The 13,601-nt window shown below is 47.1% G+C and carries 17 protein-coding genes; 16 read left to right on the top strand and 1 reads right to left on the bottom strand.

The window, feature by feature from the left end:
* The 16 genes from AB8S08_RS05050 (at position 1) to AB8S08_RS05125 (ending at position 10,341) form a co-directional block, all read left to right on the top strand.
* Positions 1–1,710: a UvrD-helicase domain-containing protein gene (locus AB8S08_RS05050; protein WP_369743963.1), complete on the top strand. Its 1,710-nt coding sequence runs from the start codon at positions 1–3 to the stop codon at positions 1,708–1,710.
* A 142-nt stretch (positions 1,711–1,852) separates the two neighbouring features.
* On the top strand, positions 1,853–2,365 hold the full coding sequence (locus AB8S08_RS05055; protein ID WP_219968265.1) for a rod shape-determining protein: 513 nt from the start codon (positions 1,853–1,855) through the stop codon (positions 2,363–2,365).
* Between the two features lie 109 nt (positions 2,366–2,474).
* Positions 2,475–2,918, top strand: a complete 444-nt coding sequence (locus tag AB8S08_RS05060; protein ID WP_110077045.1) for a T6SS immunity protein Tdi1 domain-containing protein — start codon at positions 2,475–2,477, stop codon at positions 2,916–2,918.
* 77 nt (positions 2,919–2,995) lie between these two features.
* Complete coding sequence (locus tag AB8S08_RS05065; protein ID WP_110077055.1) at positions 2,996–3,313, top strand: heavy metal-binding domain-containing protein; 318 nt, start codon at positions 2,996–2,998, stop codon at positions 3,311–3,313.
* A gap of 186 nt (positions 3,314–3,499) precedes the next feature.
* Entirely contained in the window at positions 3,500–3,922 is a 423-nt protein-coding gene (locus AB8S08_RS05070; protein ID WP_369743964.1) for a hypothetical protein, read from the top strand.
* A 109-nt stretch (positions 3,923–4,031) separates the two neighbouring features.
* A complete protein-coding gene (locus AB8S08_RS05075) occupies positions 4,032–4,436 on the top strand; it encodes a DUF5412 family protein (protein WP_209328351.1) in 405 nt (134 codons plus the stop codon).
* A 131-nt stretch (positions 4,437–4,567) separates the two neighbouring features.
* Positions 4,568–5,110 (top strand): hypothetical protein, encoded by a 543-nt coding sequence (locus AB8S08_RS05080; RefSeq protein WP_313933469.1) that lies wholly within the window; start codon positions 4,568–4,570, stop codon positions 5,108–5,110.
* A gap of 129 nt (positions 5,111–5,239) precedes the next feature.
* The gene (locus AB8S08_RS05085) at positions 5,240–5,665 is read left to right on the top strand and encodes a hypothetical protein (protein WP_313933470.1); all 426 of its coding nucleotides are present in this window, start codon (positions 5,240–5,242) and stop codon (positions 5,663–5,665) included.
* A 122-nt stretch (positions 5,666–5,787) separates the two neighbouring features.
* Entirely contained in the window at positions 5,788–6,396 is a 609-nt protein-coding gene (locus tag AB8S08_RS05090; protein ID WP_313933472.1) for a cytochrome c oxidase assembly factor Coa1 family protein, read from the top strand.
* 103 nt (positions 6,397–6,499) lie between these two features.
* Entirely contained in the window at positions 6,500–6,952 is a 453-nt protein-coding gene (locus AB8S08_RS05095; protein ID WP_313933473.1) for a hypothetical protein, read from the top strand.
* A 79-nt stretch (positions 6,953–7,031) separates the two neighbouring features.
* Positions 7,032–7,457, top strand: a complete 426-nt coding sequence (locus tag AB8S08_RS05100) for a DUF4844 domain-containing protein (RefSeq protein WP_313933485.1) — start codon at positions 7,032–7,034, stop codon at positions 7,455–7,457.
* 97 nt (positions 7,458–7,554) lie between these two features.
* Positions 7,555–8,016 (top strand): hypothetical protein, encoded by a 462-nt coding sequence (locus AB8S08_RS05105; protein ID WP_258306677.1) that lies wholly within the window; start codon positions 7,555–7,557, stop codon positions 8,014–8,016.
* Positions 8,017–8,150: 134 nt separating this feature from the next.
* Positions 8,151–8,408, top strand: a complete 258-nt coding sequence (locus AB8S08_RS05110) for a type II toxin-antitoxin system Phd/YefM family antitoxin (protein ID WP_022990189.1) — start codon at positions 8,151–8,153, stop codon at positions 8,406–8,408.
* Entirely contained in the window at positions 8,396–8,698 is a 303-nt protein-coding gene (locus AB8S08_RS05115) for a type II toxin-antitoxin system RelE/ParE family toxin (protein WP_113905686.1), read from the top strand. The genes AB8S08_RS05110 and AB8S08_RS05115 overlap by 13 nt, the downstream gene beginning before the upstream one ends.
* Positions 8,699–9,359: 661 nt before the next feature.
* Positions 9,360–9,800: a helix-turn-helix domain-containing protein gene (locus AB8S08_RS05120; protein WP_369743966.1), complete on the top strand. Its 441-nt coding sequence runs from the start codon at positions 9,360–9,362 to the stop codon at positions 9,798–9,800.
* A 118-nt stretch (positions 9,801–9,918) separates the two neighbouring features.
* Positions 9,919–10,341, top strand: a complete 423-nt coding sequence (locus AB8S08_RS05125; protein ID WP_369743968.1) for a GNAT family N-acetyltransferase — start codon at positions 9,919–9,921, stop codon at positions 10,339–10,341.
* A gap of 46 nt (positions 10,342–10,387) precedes the next feature.
* Here the strand turns inward: AB8S08_RS05125 and AB8S08_RS05130 are convergent, their stop codons facing one another.
* A complete protein-coding gene (locus AB8S08_RS05130) occupies positions 10,388–13,600 on the bottom strand; it encodes an AAA family ATPase (RefSeq protein ID WP_369743970.1) in 3,213 nt (1,070 codons plus the stop codon).
* Position 13,601: the final 1 nt, after the last annotated feature.

The raw sequence follows: 13,601 nt of genomic DNA on the forward strand, positions 1-13,601 counted from the left end.
ATGGCAATAGAACTGGATGAGCAGCGCGAAGCCATACTCGATGCCGAAGGCCACATTCTGGTATTGGGTGGCCCGGGTGCTGGTAAGACGACAATCGCCCTCTTAAAAGCTAAATCGTTATTTCCGCACTTACAGCCGGGCCAGAAGCTATTATTTTTAAGTTTCTCCCGTGCTGCAGTACGTCAGGTGCTCAAAGGGTGCCAAGCGCTGCTGACAGCAGAAGAACGAAACGCGATTGAGGTCAAGACTTATCATGCATTTTGCCTAGAGCTGCTGCAGAGCCATGGAAAACTTCTAACGGGACGCCCAATTACAATATTATTCCCAACCCAAGAGAGGTTGGAAAAAGCGCGTTTTGAAGGTGATTGGGATGAAGAGCGGCAACATCAGGCGCTAGATCAGGCCCGCTATTGCTTTGACCTTTTGGCGCGTGGAGTTGCTGACTTACTTGAGCGGTCTTCGAGACTCTGTGACCTTCTGGGGAGTTGTTATCCAACCATCATTGTCGATGAATTTCAGGATACTGATGATGAGCAATGGCGTATTGTTAAAGAGCTCGCTTCAGTGGCGCGTGTTTTTTGCTTGGCTGATCGCGACCAGCGGATTTTCGATTACCGCGATGACATCGATCCCCGCCGGATTGAAGCACTTCAGGAAGATGTAGGGCCTCGGACTTTCGACCTTGGGCGAGATAACCATCGGAGTCCACATGGCGGCATTCTACGCTACGCTGATGCCGTGCTACGAAATCTCAGTCCTCTGCCGGACGTTGACGATGTAAAGCTTGTTCATTGCTGGCCGAATGCCTTCTCATCCACTGTTCATGCCGCTGTGTTGTGGACCTTAAGTAAGTTACGAAGACAGGGTGTAGAGAGTCCTTCTGTTGCCGTACTTGCAAGGTCGAATCGGCTTGTCGAGCAGATATCCGGAATACTTAGTGAACCCCATCAGTACAACGGGAGAGCTTTGTCTCCTGTGGATCACAGTGTTGTCTGGGATGCCGAGTTAGCGGCCGCTGCCGGGGCAGTCGTGGCGTCAATCATGGAATGGCCGGATAGTGATGCGGAGTTGTCTGTTACTATGACTCTGGAAGCGATTGCCAACTACTATGAACTAAAAAACGCCACCTCACCGTCGCTGGCAGCTACGACCAATGTCCGCAAATTTAAGGCGGCGGCACAGAAAGTACGTGAAGGCAGCACCCCTCGTATCGAGGCTGGAAAAGCGCTACTCGCTGCTTCAGAGCAAGGGCTGGAGTTCAAGGGGGATCCCATTGCGGACTGGCGGACGGCCCGTGGACTGCTCCAAAAAATATCCCATCTAGAGGAGTTGTACCGCCAGTCGCGTCTCGTTCGCCTTTTTCGCGCAACTGATGCGATTGGCGGCGGCCTAGCTGATCTTTGGCTCGCAAACGGTAATTACGAGGGCGCCACACAGCTGGTTTCTCGGACTCTTGAGCATGAAAGGCTCATTGCTGCAGATCAAGAGCCTAGCGGTTGCATGTTGATGTCAATGCACAAATCAAAAGGCAAGGAATTTGACGGCGTTGTGATCGTGGAGGGCGCATACTCTGGTTTGTTCTTTGATCCCGGTCGAGAACAACCCCCTTTTGAACGTAGCCGGCGTCTACTTCGTGTTGCCATCACAAGAGCGCGCACCAATGTTACTATCGTGCGCCAGCAAGGCGCACATCCATTGACAGACCGGTGATGAGGAGAATTTTATCAGACGTGACACTGTTCGCGTCTGGACGCCACCGGATAGCCGGGGACTCGACGTGCCGTATAACAAATGGCTGTTGTCGGACGCACCTCCGCTAGCGCTCCGGTGCGCCGCAAAGCCAAGGCGTTAAGTGGCTTGGAGGCCGCATTTGATATTCGAATTCATTAGAAGCCTGTTTTCCTTCGACCTGCTGGTTGAGTTGAGTGAAAATAAAATCACAATGCAAAAATTTTCAACCGGGCAATTTATTGAAATTGAACCTTGGATATCGCTAGAAGGCGGGAAGGGAAAAGAAAAGATTAAGGCTATTGGTCGAGAAGCTAAATCGTTATCGGGGCCAACTATTCAGACAACGAACCCTTTTTCACACACTAGAAGTTTTATCGGAAATTTCACGCTGGCTGAAAAGATATTGCAGCATGGTATTTTTACTTTGAATAGCTCAAAGTTAAGAGCCGCGCCGAGAGTAATCATGCATCAACTAGAAAAAACTGATGGTGGGCTAAGCGATATAGAGGAGCGAGTCTTACGTGAACTTGCAAGTGGTATGGGAGCAAGGGAAGTTTTGATCCATACTGGCAGTAAAATCAATGTACGCGCACAGAGCTATGATGATATTAAAGCTAAAATCAAAGCCACTTAACAAGTTGCTTAATTTCGTTCCGGCCACAAAAAGCGTGGCCTCCACTGGACTGCCTACGCTGCGCTGCGGCAGCCAATTAGCAAGGCGTTAGCTTTCACAGGAAGTGTCGATGACTCTGAATGATTTAACCGTAAATTTTTCTCATCTAAATCGAGACTCTTTACTCAGTGATTGGGAGTGGCTTTTAGAGGGTAAATTCTTACCAATTCTGATGTCAGCGTCTGGTGACGCATTTGTACAGCATGTCGAAAATAGAGAAGTTTGGTGGTTAGATACTGGCGGAGCAGAATTTTCTAAGGTAGCTGAGTCACCTGAACAGTTTAACGAACTTCTATCAGACAAAGAATTTGTTGTTGAATGTTTTGCTATACAAATGGTCGGTGATTTAATTCAATCTGGCAAAGTATTATCTAACGGCCAAATATATAGTTTAATACAACCTTGGTTGTTAGGTGGTGAATATAAAATTAGCAATATTAACCCAACAGACATCGAGGTTCATTTTTCTTTGAGTGGGCAAATAGCAAAACAAGTTGGTAGAAGTGAAAGCTAACAAGCCAATTATTCCGACCTCAACTCGCTGCGCTCGTTTCGTCGGCATATTGGGGCGTTATGTTCTAGGAGTAAATTATGATTTATACGACGACTGAAACGGTTCCTGGCAAGGAAATCGAAGCTGTGTTGGGCATTGTGAATGGAAATGTGGTGCAATCTAAACATGTTGGCCGAGACATCATGGCGGGATTGAAAGGTATTGTCGGAGGAGAGCTCAAAGGATATACCGAGATGTTGATGGAAGCTAGAAATATAGCGGTACAACGACTAATAGAAGATGCTGAAAAGTTAAATGCAGATGCGATAGTGGGCATACGTTTTACAACTAGCTCTGTTACTGATGGTGCGTCAGAAATACTAGTGTTTGGTACAGCAGTGAAGCTTCGAACATAACAAGCTGTTTAAGAGGGATTCGCAACGCGTGGCATTTTTGCTATGCGTTAAATTTAGTGATTAAGGTGGTTTACGGCGACTTCGGTATTGCGTTGCTCACCCCTTAACAGAGCGTTACACGTCACTATGAAATTAAGCATCGCTACATTAATCCTATTATTTTCAACATTTTGCTTTGGAGGCAGCATGGAGCAAGGGGAAGCCGAATCACAACAACTCATGGATGCCGTATTGCCATTGGCAGAGCAGCTGCTAGCCCAGCATGGTGAGTTCTTCCCCTACGGAGGTGCAATGACGCCATCCGGAGAAATAGTTAGTGTTGCAGCTTACGATGGTGATGAGCACCCTCCATCATCTGAAGTTATCTCAATGCTTCAGCAGGCCTTCATCTCAGCAGCACAGTCAGGGGAATATAAAGCCACCGCCTTAGTTTATGATGTCCGTGTCCCGTTACCAGAAACCGGCGAAAAGTCAGACGCTATAGCAATCGCTCTAGATCATGAGTCTGGTTACTCTGTTGTAGTGCTCCTGCCATATCAGCTCACAGAGCAAGAGCTTAGGTTTGGCAATATCTTTGCGCAGGCAGGAGATAACGGTGTTTTTAAATAGTCCGCAACGTGTAACAAGTGCAGGCAACATCGCCCCTTCGGGGCTGGACCTCCATTCCGCAGCTTCGCTGCTCCATTGCGGCCGTTGCTGCAGGCGTTAGCTGTATTCAATGGACTTCATAATAAAACTTATAGTTCGGCTAGGTATTTTAGCTGGGGTAATTTCTACATTTTTTATCTTATGGGTATATTTTACTTTCCCCGATATGTGTGGCAATTATCTCCATGCGGAAGCTTATTCACCTGATAACAAAAATCGGATAGTAGTGTTCCAGCGTGATTGTGGTGCAACTACAGGGTTTTCTACTCAGATTTCTATTTTAGGCGCAGATGTTAAGCTACCAAATGAATCAGCCAATATATTCATCATACCAGGGCACCCAAACGAAGTGGCGCCAGGTGTGGAGTGGTTGGATAACTCTACAATAAAGATATCTCACAGGCTTAATGGGCAAGAATATTTATCAGAAACTAGTTATGGATGGTTTAATAAAGTTGTAGTTAAATATGAGTAACCATACAGCTAACAAACGCATCAACGCATGGACTAATAAAGCTTGGCTTGGTTCGTGCTCACCAATTTTAGCCAAGCATTATTAGCCCGTTATGCGAGGCGTTACGTGTCTATGGAGAATTCTGATACCGCATGAAGACTAAACTTAGAGATTTCATCCAGCATTTATCTCACGAAGTAGAAGATGAAGACAAAGCAGAAGAATATCTAGATAATGCATTGCCTTATATTGGCTTAATTGTCATGTACTTTAATTCTCTTGAAAGCTCATTAGATTCTGTATTGTGCGAAAACTTTACGGATAGAACCGATGCTACTGGCTTAATTGTTCTAAACAAAATGAATTACTCAGCGAAAGTTGATTTGCTAAAGCGCTTTTGTGATGACTTCCAAATTGGCTTAGATAAACAGTTAATTGGTTACGAGCAATTAATTACAGATTTAAGAGAATCTGCACGACTAAGAAATTTAGTTGCTCATGCAAACTGGGAAAGTACAGATGATGAAGGCTACACCTATGTTCGTCTAAAAATGTCAAAAAAAGGAATGCATCAGGAATACGTCCAGTTTACGGAAGACTCGCTAGAAAAAGTCGTAAATTTAATTATTCAAACTCGCTTTAAATTATATGAATTTTGGGAGCATCGAAATGATGTTCTATATGGGCGTGAATAGCCACGTAACAAGTTACTCAAAAGGACGCAAAACGCTTGGTTTGTGCTCTTTCGTTGCTAATTTTAGCCAAGCATTTTTGCGCCCATTAGTAAGGCGTTATGCATTCACGGAAGTATGGCGAAATTGTCAATGATTAAGAATCGAAAAGAATATTATCGAAAATGTAAATGCGGTAGAGATCACGAAAATAAATTTATTCGTGGCATGTTTAAGTATAGTGATGAAGGTGAAACAGCTTTTTGCGTTGCTATGCTTGATCATCAAAATGAACGCCATATTTGGTTGTCATTTATTACTGGTGAATGGCCAAACACTAATCAAAAAGATTGCGCAGTAACTTGTCATGTCTACACAAACGAAAAAGGCCGAGTTTTCACAATTCAAAATGGTGAGGACTCTCCATTCAGTAGTGATGATATTTTCGATTGTTATCAAGTTACACGCGAACAAGTATTGGCGGTAAATGGTGCAAAAGAGTGGTTTATAGATACCTATTTATCACTATTTAAAACCGATGACGAAATAGGAAACTACTTGGTAGCGGAGAATGCATAACAAGCTGTTTAAGCGCGGGACTGCTAATGTTTGGCTCGGTTTCGCTACGCTACACATTTTAGCCAAACATTAATCAGCCCCTTAACAGGGCGTTAGACGAAAATCGGAGAGTGAGTATTAATATGGAAAGAGAGTATATTTCGGGAATGGGGAAGGACTCCGTTGTGCCCAATGAAATAAAGGGATGGAATTGGGGCGCTTTCTTGCTCAACTGGATATGGGGCATTGGAAATAGCACTTATATAGCGCTTCTAATGTTTGTTCCTCTGGTCAATATTGTAATGATCTTCGTGCTGGGTGCCAAAGGAAGCGAGTGGGCATGGCGGAACCGAACTTGGCGAGATGTTGAGCATTTTAAATCGACTCAGAAAAAATGGAGGAATTCTGGGTTAGCGCTTGTTCTGGTTATTCTCCCACTATGTTTCATCCTACTTACTAATATGATGAAGGGAGAGGCATATGATTTGTCCGTTGACGCAGTTCAATCCAACCCTCAGGTCATATCAATAGTTGGAGAGAACCCCAAGCCTGGGTTATTCGTCCTCGGCGAAATTTCGTATGGTGGCTCTGGTGGCACAGCCAATCTAAATTATTCTATTTCTGGCTCTAAAGGAAGTGCTGAAGTATATGTTTACGCCACGAATTTGGCGGATAAATGGGAGCTAAAGGAAGTTCTGGCCGTAAGTAAGGAAACTGGGGAAAGGGTAGTCGTTCTGACTCAATCAGAGTAGCGTCTAACAATCCTAAGCAGGGACATATTTTGCTTCGCTGCGCTCAAAACGCAAAATATGCCCCTGCTTAGGGGCGTTAGGCCTACCGAAGAGAAATGGCAGAATGTCTGACGAGCGAAAACTAATTCCAGCTGATCCAGAGTATCTGTCTGCTCTTGGCCTCGCGACTTACGCATTCGCACGATGTGAATGGCAAGTCGTATGGTGCAGCGAGAAAGTTTATCCGGGTTCAGTTGCTAAGATCACTTCTGAAGAAATGACGGCCGGAACAATTGGCAAATATTTCGCAAACATCGTACGAAACATGCCAAAGTCGAAAGAGCGCGAGGAGTTGAGTTCGCTGGCCTCGGAGTTCCTCGCTTTGGTTAACGAGCGAAATAGAATAATTCATGGTAAGCCTTGCACTGCTCCAAGTGGGGCGCAGAGGCTCAGCGGTACTGGCATTATCGAAATATCCGATCTAGAACAAGCCGCAGATGCATTTACAGTATGTGCTGGCAAGCTCAACTCACTTTTTTACGGCTTCTTGCAAAGCTATGTGCCAAGCCAGGCCTAACAAGGAATTCAAGCTCGCTCGTTACACTCGCTGGGACGCGCTTTCAGCGCGCCCCTTAATTTCGCGTTAGTGTGAACAAATGAAGCTCGTAATTATTTTGCTAGCCTGTCTAATTATTCAAGGCTGTAATGAAGGAGATAGCAAATTGCTACCAAATGGAAATGATGTCAAAGAAGCCCTTCTAAATTTCAAATCACAGAAAAAATTTGTAGAGGATTTAGGTGAGCTTTATCCTGGTGCGCCAGATGAACAAACTAGAATTCAGGCAGAGAACATCATAAATGCTGTTATAGATAAACTCATAATCGAAAAAGATAATAACTTGAGTGAAAAAGAGTTTTGGAGCATTTTAAAAATGGCTGCATTACAACTTGAAACAATGGACTCAGAAGAAATGGATCAAGGTTTATTTTACATGGAGAAGCTAATGGATATATATAGCATAGAATCATCTGACGGTAGACTAAATGAGTGGCGTTATGGTTTTGATCCAAGTTCACACTAACAAGTTGCCTAATTTCGCCGCGAAAAGCGCGGCTGGGACAAATACTCACTGGGCTTCGCCCAACAACGTTCGCATTTGCCCATTGGCAAAGCGTTAAATGTCTATGATCGATCACGATAAATTCCGGACCTTGGTCAAGCAACTCTATGCCACGGTCAATGAGTTGGAGACCATGTTCCCGGGCAGGCACTTCACCCCGGATGGTCACATGGTTGGCAGTCTGGGTGAGTGCATCGTGGCCGACGCCTATAATTTGGAGCTGAAGGCAGCTTCCAACAAAGGCTATGACGCTGTCACCGAAACAGGCTTGGAAGTTGAGATCAAGGCTACGCAATCCAAATCTGTAGCGTTCCGGAGTCAGCCGCAGCATACGATCATCATCAAGATCTTGCGTGACGGAACATTCGAAGAAATTTATAACGGGCCAGGAGCCCTTGTTTGGGATCAGTTCACAGGTAAACGGCTACCGAGTAATGGTCAGTTTCAAATCTCTCTCAACAAGCTCCGGCAACTCAATCAAACAGTGGCTCAGTCGGACCGTGTGCCCAGGGCCATTTAACAAGGCGCAACAGTACGCGGCCGGTGGCCGCCGGACGTCCCTGACGGGCCGCCGCTGTGCTTCGCGTTAGCTGGAATTGCCCTGCCGTAAAGTGATACTATAGTGTCACTTGAAATTTAGAACAGGGTGAACCCATGAAAGTTGAGCTAGTTACGAACCTCAAGCGCCAAGCTACAAAGATTCTGGCAGATCTGCACTTGTCGAAAGAGCCCGTATTGATTACGGAGCATGGCCAGCCATCTGCATACCTTGTTGATGTGCAAGATTATGAATTCATGCAGCGTCGGCTTGAGCTGCTTGAGGGGCTCTCTCGGGGAGAGCGTGCTGTACTTGAGGGAAGAACGTATAGCCAAAGTGAGGCCAGAGAGAAAATGAGTAAATGGCTGAAGTAATCTGGACAGAGCCAGCCCTCCAAGAACTTGATGCTATTGCTGAGTATATTGCTTTGGACAATCCTGCTGCCGCAAGCGATCTCGTTAAGGAAGTTTTCGGTAAGGCAGAGCGTTTGGAAAATTTCCCCAAATCGGGGCGAATTCCTCCAGAGCTCCCGGATTCGGTATACAGGGAGGTAGTGGTTCCACCGTGTCGTATTTTTTATCGTGAGGATGAGCAGCGGGTTCTCGTCCTCTATGTCATGCGAGAGGAGCGGCAACTTCGTGCGTTCATGCTTGGAAACAGCTAACAATCTGCGTCATTCGGGGTCTTCGACCCCTGCGACGCTCACAAGTTCGCGCGCATGCGCGGGGCGTTGTAAACGTCCGCTCCTGGCACGAAGCAGACCTCAATAACCTTCAGCAGGACCTAGTGCTTTTTACCTGAAAATTCGCTGAATGATGCGTTCACGAAAGCGAACGATCGCTGGTTACTGGGTCGCCTCGCGCAGACGGAAATAAACGGTAACACGGTAATTCAAATGGGAGGGAGTACCGATTATGGCTATACCGCATTAATTCAGTATGTCCCTCATCATGACCTCATGATAATTTTGCTACTTAACGCCCACAATAATATATTATCGCACCGAACTGTCAGCCAACACCCGCTTGACATTGTCTAAGTTTCAACCCAAAATAACCTATCAAAATGATAGGTGGCTCATGGACGAGAACACTCCAAAGGGAATTGTCGAATTCCCTTTAACTGAGATGACGGCGCGTTACATCGTTAATGATCTTGCGGAGAACTATACTTCTAGAATTCGCTGGAGTCGGCATGTGAAACAACGAATGCTTGAGCGAGGCGTTGCCGCGGGGAAAATAATCGAGTTGACGGTAGTGCTTAAAAATCATCAAGATTCACCGAGTTCGGTACTTGTTACAGTTTGGGTAGAGTAGGAGATAATCATGTACCATTACAGCGAAAGCGGCTTGCCTAATGTGTATCTGAAAAATGGCTATTCGATTGATGTGATTGATGATGAAGAATATACCAGTATCGATGATTTAGAGGGGCTCCATCGAGTTTTGGCTAGAACAATCGCAAGTAAAGCGATGCCGCTAACCAAAGCCGAATTTAAATTCTTACGAATTGAACTAAACCTTTCACAACGTATTTTGGGCAAACGGTTTGGTGTTTCTGAGCAAACAATTGCTCGTTATGAGAAAGGCCAGTCAGATATTCCACGTACAACAGATGCTGCATTACGGTCGTTATACATGGAAAGTATTAAGCAAAATAATTCGGTTAGTTTTTTCTTAGATTTACTTGCCAATTACGAGGCCGAGCAGGCTGCACATGAAATTTTACTTGAGGAAATTGATCGACAGTGGAAACTAGCTGTTTAGGTTTTAATTAAACGAGGGTAGCTCAATTGTTCACTACTCAAACACATAGCAAGCCTCTTCATTCGGAGCCTGAGACTCTCTCAAGTTGGCGCGCTTTACGCGAGCGATAGAAGATTCCATGATTTCATTTCAGCGAACAGAAAATTTATCAGCTTCAGCTCTGATGACTTATGAAAATATGCGCTCATATTACGAGCACTATGCTGTTGATTGGGATTGTTCAAAAATTGAAGAACAAATCCGTGATTTGGTCAATTTCGACCTATTGTTGAAAGGTGAAGTTGTCGGTGCAATACGATTAGCATTTGATAATGATAGCTGCTATGTCCGTGATTTACAGGTTAGCCATAATCATCAAAATAAAGGGTTTGGAGCAGCAGCCCTCGCTGAATGTGAACGTTTAGCAATTAATTCGGGTACAAATTGTCTTAAATTACGGGTGTTTAGAATTAGTCCAGCTTACAAGCTTTATGTTAGGTCAGGTTTTGTTGTCGATAGTGAAGATGAAAGGTTTTATAACATGTCGAAAATGCTCTCCTAACGAACGCTTGAATAGCAACAGTAATCGCGTATCAAACTGGGTGGGATTACAATCCCACCCGCAACGAACTTCCGCCAATACCTCGCACCACATCAATGCGTTTGGTGATTCGCTGTTTGAGCTCGCTTACGTGCGAGATGATGCCGATGGTGCGGCCATTATCGCGTAGGTGAGCGAGGACGTTGATGGCTTGGTCGAGTGCTTCGCTATCGAGGCTGCCAAAGCCTTCGTCAATAAACAGGGTATCGATTTTTATGCCACCGGCGTAGCTTTGTACTACATCGGATAGGCCCAATGCTAGGGCGAGGGCGGCCATAAAACTCTCGCCGCCCGAGAGGGTATTGACCTCGCGCTGTTTGCCGGTGTGGCTATCGTCGATCATTAGCTCAAGGCCACCGTGACTGCGGGCGTCGCCTCCTTCACGTCGACGGACGAGTTGATAACGCCCTTGGGTCATTTGTGCTAAGCGCTGCGAGGCTTCGTGGAGTACATCATCCAATAAGATAGCCAAAACAAAGCGATTCAGGCTGATGCGGCTATTGTTGTTGCCGGCTAAGGTTTGTGCGAGGCGTCCTAGTACGGCGTAATTACGTTCTAAATCGGCGCTTTGCGCGGCGCGTCTTTGGTACTTATCGATATTGTCTTTGAGCTGCTTGTGCTCGGTATACGAGCTCTGCCAAGCTTGCAGTTTTTCATGCTCGAGCGTTGCGGCCTGAGAGCGTTGTTCAGCAAGTTGAGCGAGATCAGGCTGGGCCTGGTTGCCGATGGCTTTGGTTTCGGAGTCGATGCCCGTTTGCACTTGGGTTACATGGTTTTTATAGGTCTCCACCTGCTGTTGCAGTGTGTCGGCGGTTGCTTGATCTAGTAGGGCTTGACTAAAAGCCTCGGCGTCAGCAAAGGGTGAGGCGCTGAGTTTTTCGTGCCAACGGCTTTCGGCTTGGTTTAAGGTTTGCGTTGCTGTGGTTAATTCTGTGAGAGCGCTGGCGAGCGCACTTTGCGCCGTGGTGTGGTGGTTTTCAGCTTGTTTTAACTGAGTTTGGGCCTTGTCGTGGACAAGACGTAAGTTGTCGCGTTCGGTCTGAATTTGTTGGTGTTCATTGGTTATTTGCGCCACCTCACGCTTGCGCAGCTCGCCATCTTTATCGAGGGCGGCGAGCTGGCTTGCGCTGTTGCTATGCGCCTGGGTGGCATCTTGTAGCTGGGTATTGGCCTCGGCTAGGGCCTGCTCTTGTTGGGCGATCTGGTTGACAAGTTTGGCTTGCATGGCATCAAGTTCTGCTTCTTGCGTGCGCTCGCGATGCTGGCGTTGCTCGATCTCGCGTAACTGTGTTTGCACCAACTGTAACTGTGCTGCTAATTCTTCTAGTAATTCTTCAGTGTCTTGTGCGGGCGCCTTGTTGCTAACAGAGTGCTTGCTATCAGACTGCTGGTTGGCCGGCTGCTCACTGGCAGCGTGTTGAGTGGCAGAGCACGCAACTGGCTTAGCCAAGGTGTCAATCACCTGGCTGACGCGTTTAGCAATTTCGTTGCGGGCCTGCTCCGCTTTGGTGTGGTTGTTGGCCGCAAGTTCAAGTGCTGTTTGAGCTTGGTGTTCAGCACGGCGTTTTGTCTGGGCGAGGGCTTCAGCGGCATCTAATTGTTCTTGGCTCACCAAGTCTTGCTGGCGTGCTAGATGGGCTGGAGCCGGGTGCTCTGTGCTGCCACAGACCAGACAGGGCTGGCCGGGCTGCAGTTTTTGCGCCAATGCTGCGGCTTGTTCTTGGTACCAGCGTAAAAACAGGCTGTCGCGCGCCTGTTGGGCTTGTTCGGTAGCCGCTTGGGCTGCAGATAATGGGGCTTGCGCGGCAAGCCATGCGTGCTGGGCGGTTAGCACTTCGGCATGACGCTTATTAAGTTCATCGTGCAACTGTTGATGATGCGCTAATTGGGTGCGCTGCGCCTCGGTGTTGGTGTGCTGTTTAATCCGTTCGCGAAGTGCGGTGAGCTCGCTGGTTACTTGGTTATGGTTGGTTTTGAGCTGCGCCAGATTCTCAGCAACCACAGTCTTCTGTGTACTCGCTTGGGTTACCGCTTGGGCTTGTTGCTGGAGCTTTGCCATCAGCTGTTGCAACTGCTGCACTGTTGCTACTAACCGACTGAGCTCATCAAGGCGTAGGTTCAACTGCTCTATACGTGCCGGGTGGTCGGCTACTGTTTTGAGTTCAGCTTGGGTTTGCTTCAGCGCTGCCGTGGCTTGCTCTGCCTGTGCTTGCGCTTTGTTGTATGCCAGCTGACGATGGCCGAGTGCGTCTTTACTCTGGGTAAATGTTTGCCAAAACGGTTGCAGATGGAGTGCTTGAGCATGGGCTTTGAGTTGCTGCTGATGTTGCTGCATCTCGTTATGCTGTTCAGCCAGGTGTTTGAGTTTGTTTTGTAGCTCGGCAAGGTTCGCGAAGCGCTTATTAAGCTCTTCGGCTTGGGTGTAGTGAGTTTGCGCTAGGCTGAATTGCTGTTTAGCGTGCTCATGCTCAGCTTGCGCGTCTGCCAACGGGGGCTGCAATTCATCAAGATGCGCTAGAGCGGCCTCGATGGTCGGGTGTGCCATGTCTTTTAAGCGTTGCTCAAGCTCGTTTTTTAAGGTGGTGTAATCGCGGTTAACAGCAAGGGCGCGTTGGCTTAAGGCTTCTTCGATAAGCTTGAAGCGCTGGGTTTGAAATAAGCTTTCAAGAACGTTTTCACGTTCGCTTGATTTCGCCAACAAAAATTCACGAAAACGGCCTTGCGGCAGCACCACAACTTGGCGGAACTGGTCGGCATTAAGGCCCAGCAAGGTTTGTGCCTGTTGGCTGACATCGTTTACTTTATTGGCTAGTAGCTCGCTGGTTTGCCACTGGGTGGCATCGTGCGTCGCGGCATCTGGTTGCACTCGCCAGAGGGTGGCGCTGGCTGCACGGGTAGTTTCGCCGTCACCGCGTTTGGCTTTGACAGTTTGGGTGGGGCTGCGCTCTACTTTATAGGTGTGGGCACCGCAGCTAAAAATCAGCACGACGGACGTTTCTTGGTCATTAGGGGCGTGATCGCAGCGCATGTTTTGCCCGCTGCGGTCACCCGTGGTGCTGTTAAAAAGTGCGAAAGTCATGGCATCTAGCAGGGTGGTTTTACCCGCGCCAGTGGGGCCATTAATTAAAAACAGCGGATTGTCGCCAAGCTCATTAAAGTGGATGCACTGTGTGTCAGCAAAGGGGCCGAAGGCGCTCATTTCAAGGTAAATAGGCTTCATG

This window comes from Pseudidiomarina sp. PP-1MA (assembly GCF_041200125.1).
Lineage (GTDB): Bacteria > Pseudomonadota > Gammaproteobacteria > Enterobacterales > Alteromonadaceae > Pseudidiomarina > Pseudidiomarina fusca.

Coding starts and splice junctions, on each gene's coding strand:
- AB8S08_RS05050 (WP_369743963.1), top strand. CDS start 1: ATGGCAATAGAACTGGATGAGCAGCGCGAAGCCATACTCGATGCCGAA.
- AB8S08_RS05060 (WP_110077045.1), top strand. CDS start 2,475: ATGACTCTGAATGATTTAACCGTAAATTTTTCTCATCTAAATCGAGAC.
- AB8S08_RS05065 (WP_110077055.1), top strand. CDS start 2,996: ATGATTTATACGACGACTGAAACGGTTCCTGGCAAGGAAATCGAAGCT.
- AB8S08_RS05070 (WP_369743964.1), top strand. CDS start 3,500: ATGGAGCAAGGGGAAGCCGAATCACAACAACTCATGGATGCCGTATTG.
- AB8S08_RS05075 (WP_209328351.1), top strand. CDS start 4,032: ATGGACTTCATAATAAAACTTATAGTTCGGCTAGGTATTTTAGCTGGG.
- AB8S08_RS05080 (WP_313933469.1), top strand. CDS start 4,568: ATGAAGACTAAACTTAGAGATTTCATCCAGCATTTATCTCACGAAGTA.
- AB8S08_RS05085 (WP_313933470.1), top strand. CDS start 5,240: ATGATTAAGAATCGAAAAGAATATTATCGAAAATGTAAATGCGGTAGA.
- AB8S08_RS05090 (WP_313933472.1), top strand. CDS start 5,788: ATGGAAAGAGAGTATATTTCGGGAATGGGGAAGGACTCCGTTGTGCCC.
- AB8S08_RS05095 (WP_313933473.1), top strand. CDS start 6,500: ATGTCTGACGAGCGAAAACTAATTCCAGCTGATCCAGAGTATCTGTCT.
- AB8S08_RS05100 (WP_313933485.1), top strand. CDS start 7,032: ATGAAGCTCGTAATTATTTTGCTAGCCTGTCTAATTATTCAAGGCTGT.
- AB8S08_RS05105 (WP_258306677.1), top strand. CDS start 7,555: ATGTCTATGATCGATCACGATAAATTCCGGACCTTGGTCAAGCAACTC.
- AB8S08_RS05110 (WP_022990189.1), top strand. CDS start 8,151: ATGAAAGTTGAGCTAGTTACGAACCTCAAGCGCCAAGCTACAAAGATT.
- AB8S08_RS05115 (WP_113905686.1), top strand. CDS start 8,396: ATGGCTGAAGTAATCTGGACAGAGCCAGCCCTCCAAGAACTTGATGCT.
- AB8S08_RS05120 (WP_369743966.1), top strand. CDS start 9,360: ATGTACCATTACAGCGAAAGCGGCTTGCCTAATGTGTATCTGAAAAAT.
- AB8S08_RS05125 (WP_369743968.1), top strand. CDS start 9,919: ATGATTTCATTTCAGCGAACAGAAAATTTATCAGCTTCAGCTCTGATG.
- AB8S08_RS05130 (WP_369743970.1), bottom strand. CDS start 13,600: ATGAAGCCTATTTACCTTGAAATGAGCGCCTTCGGCCCCTTTGCTGAC.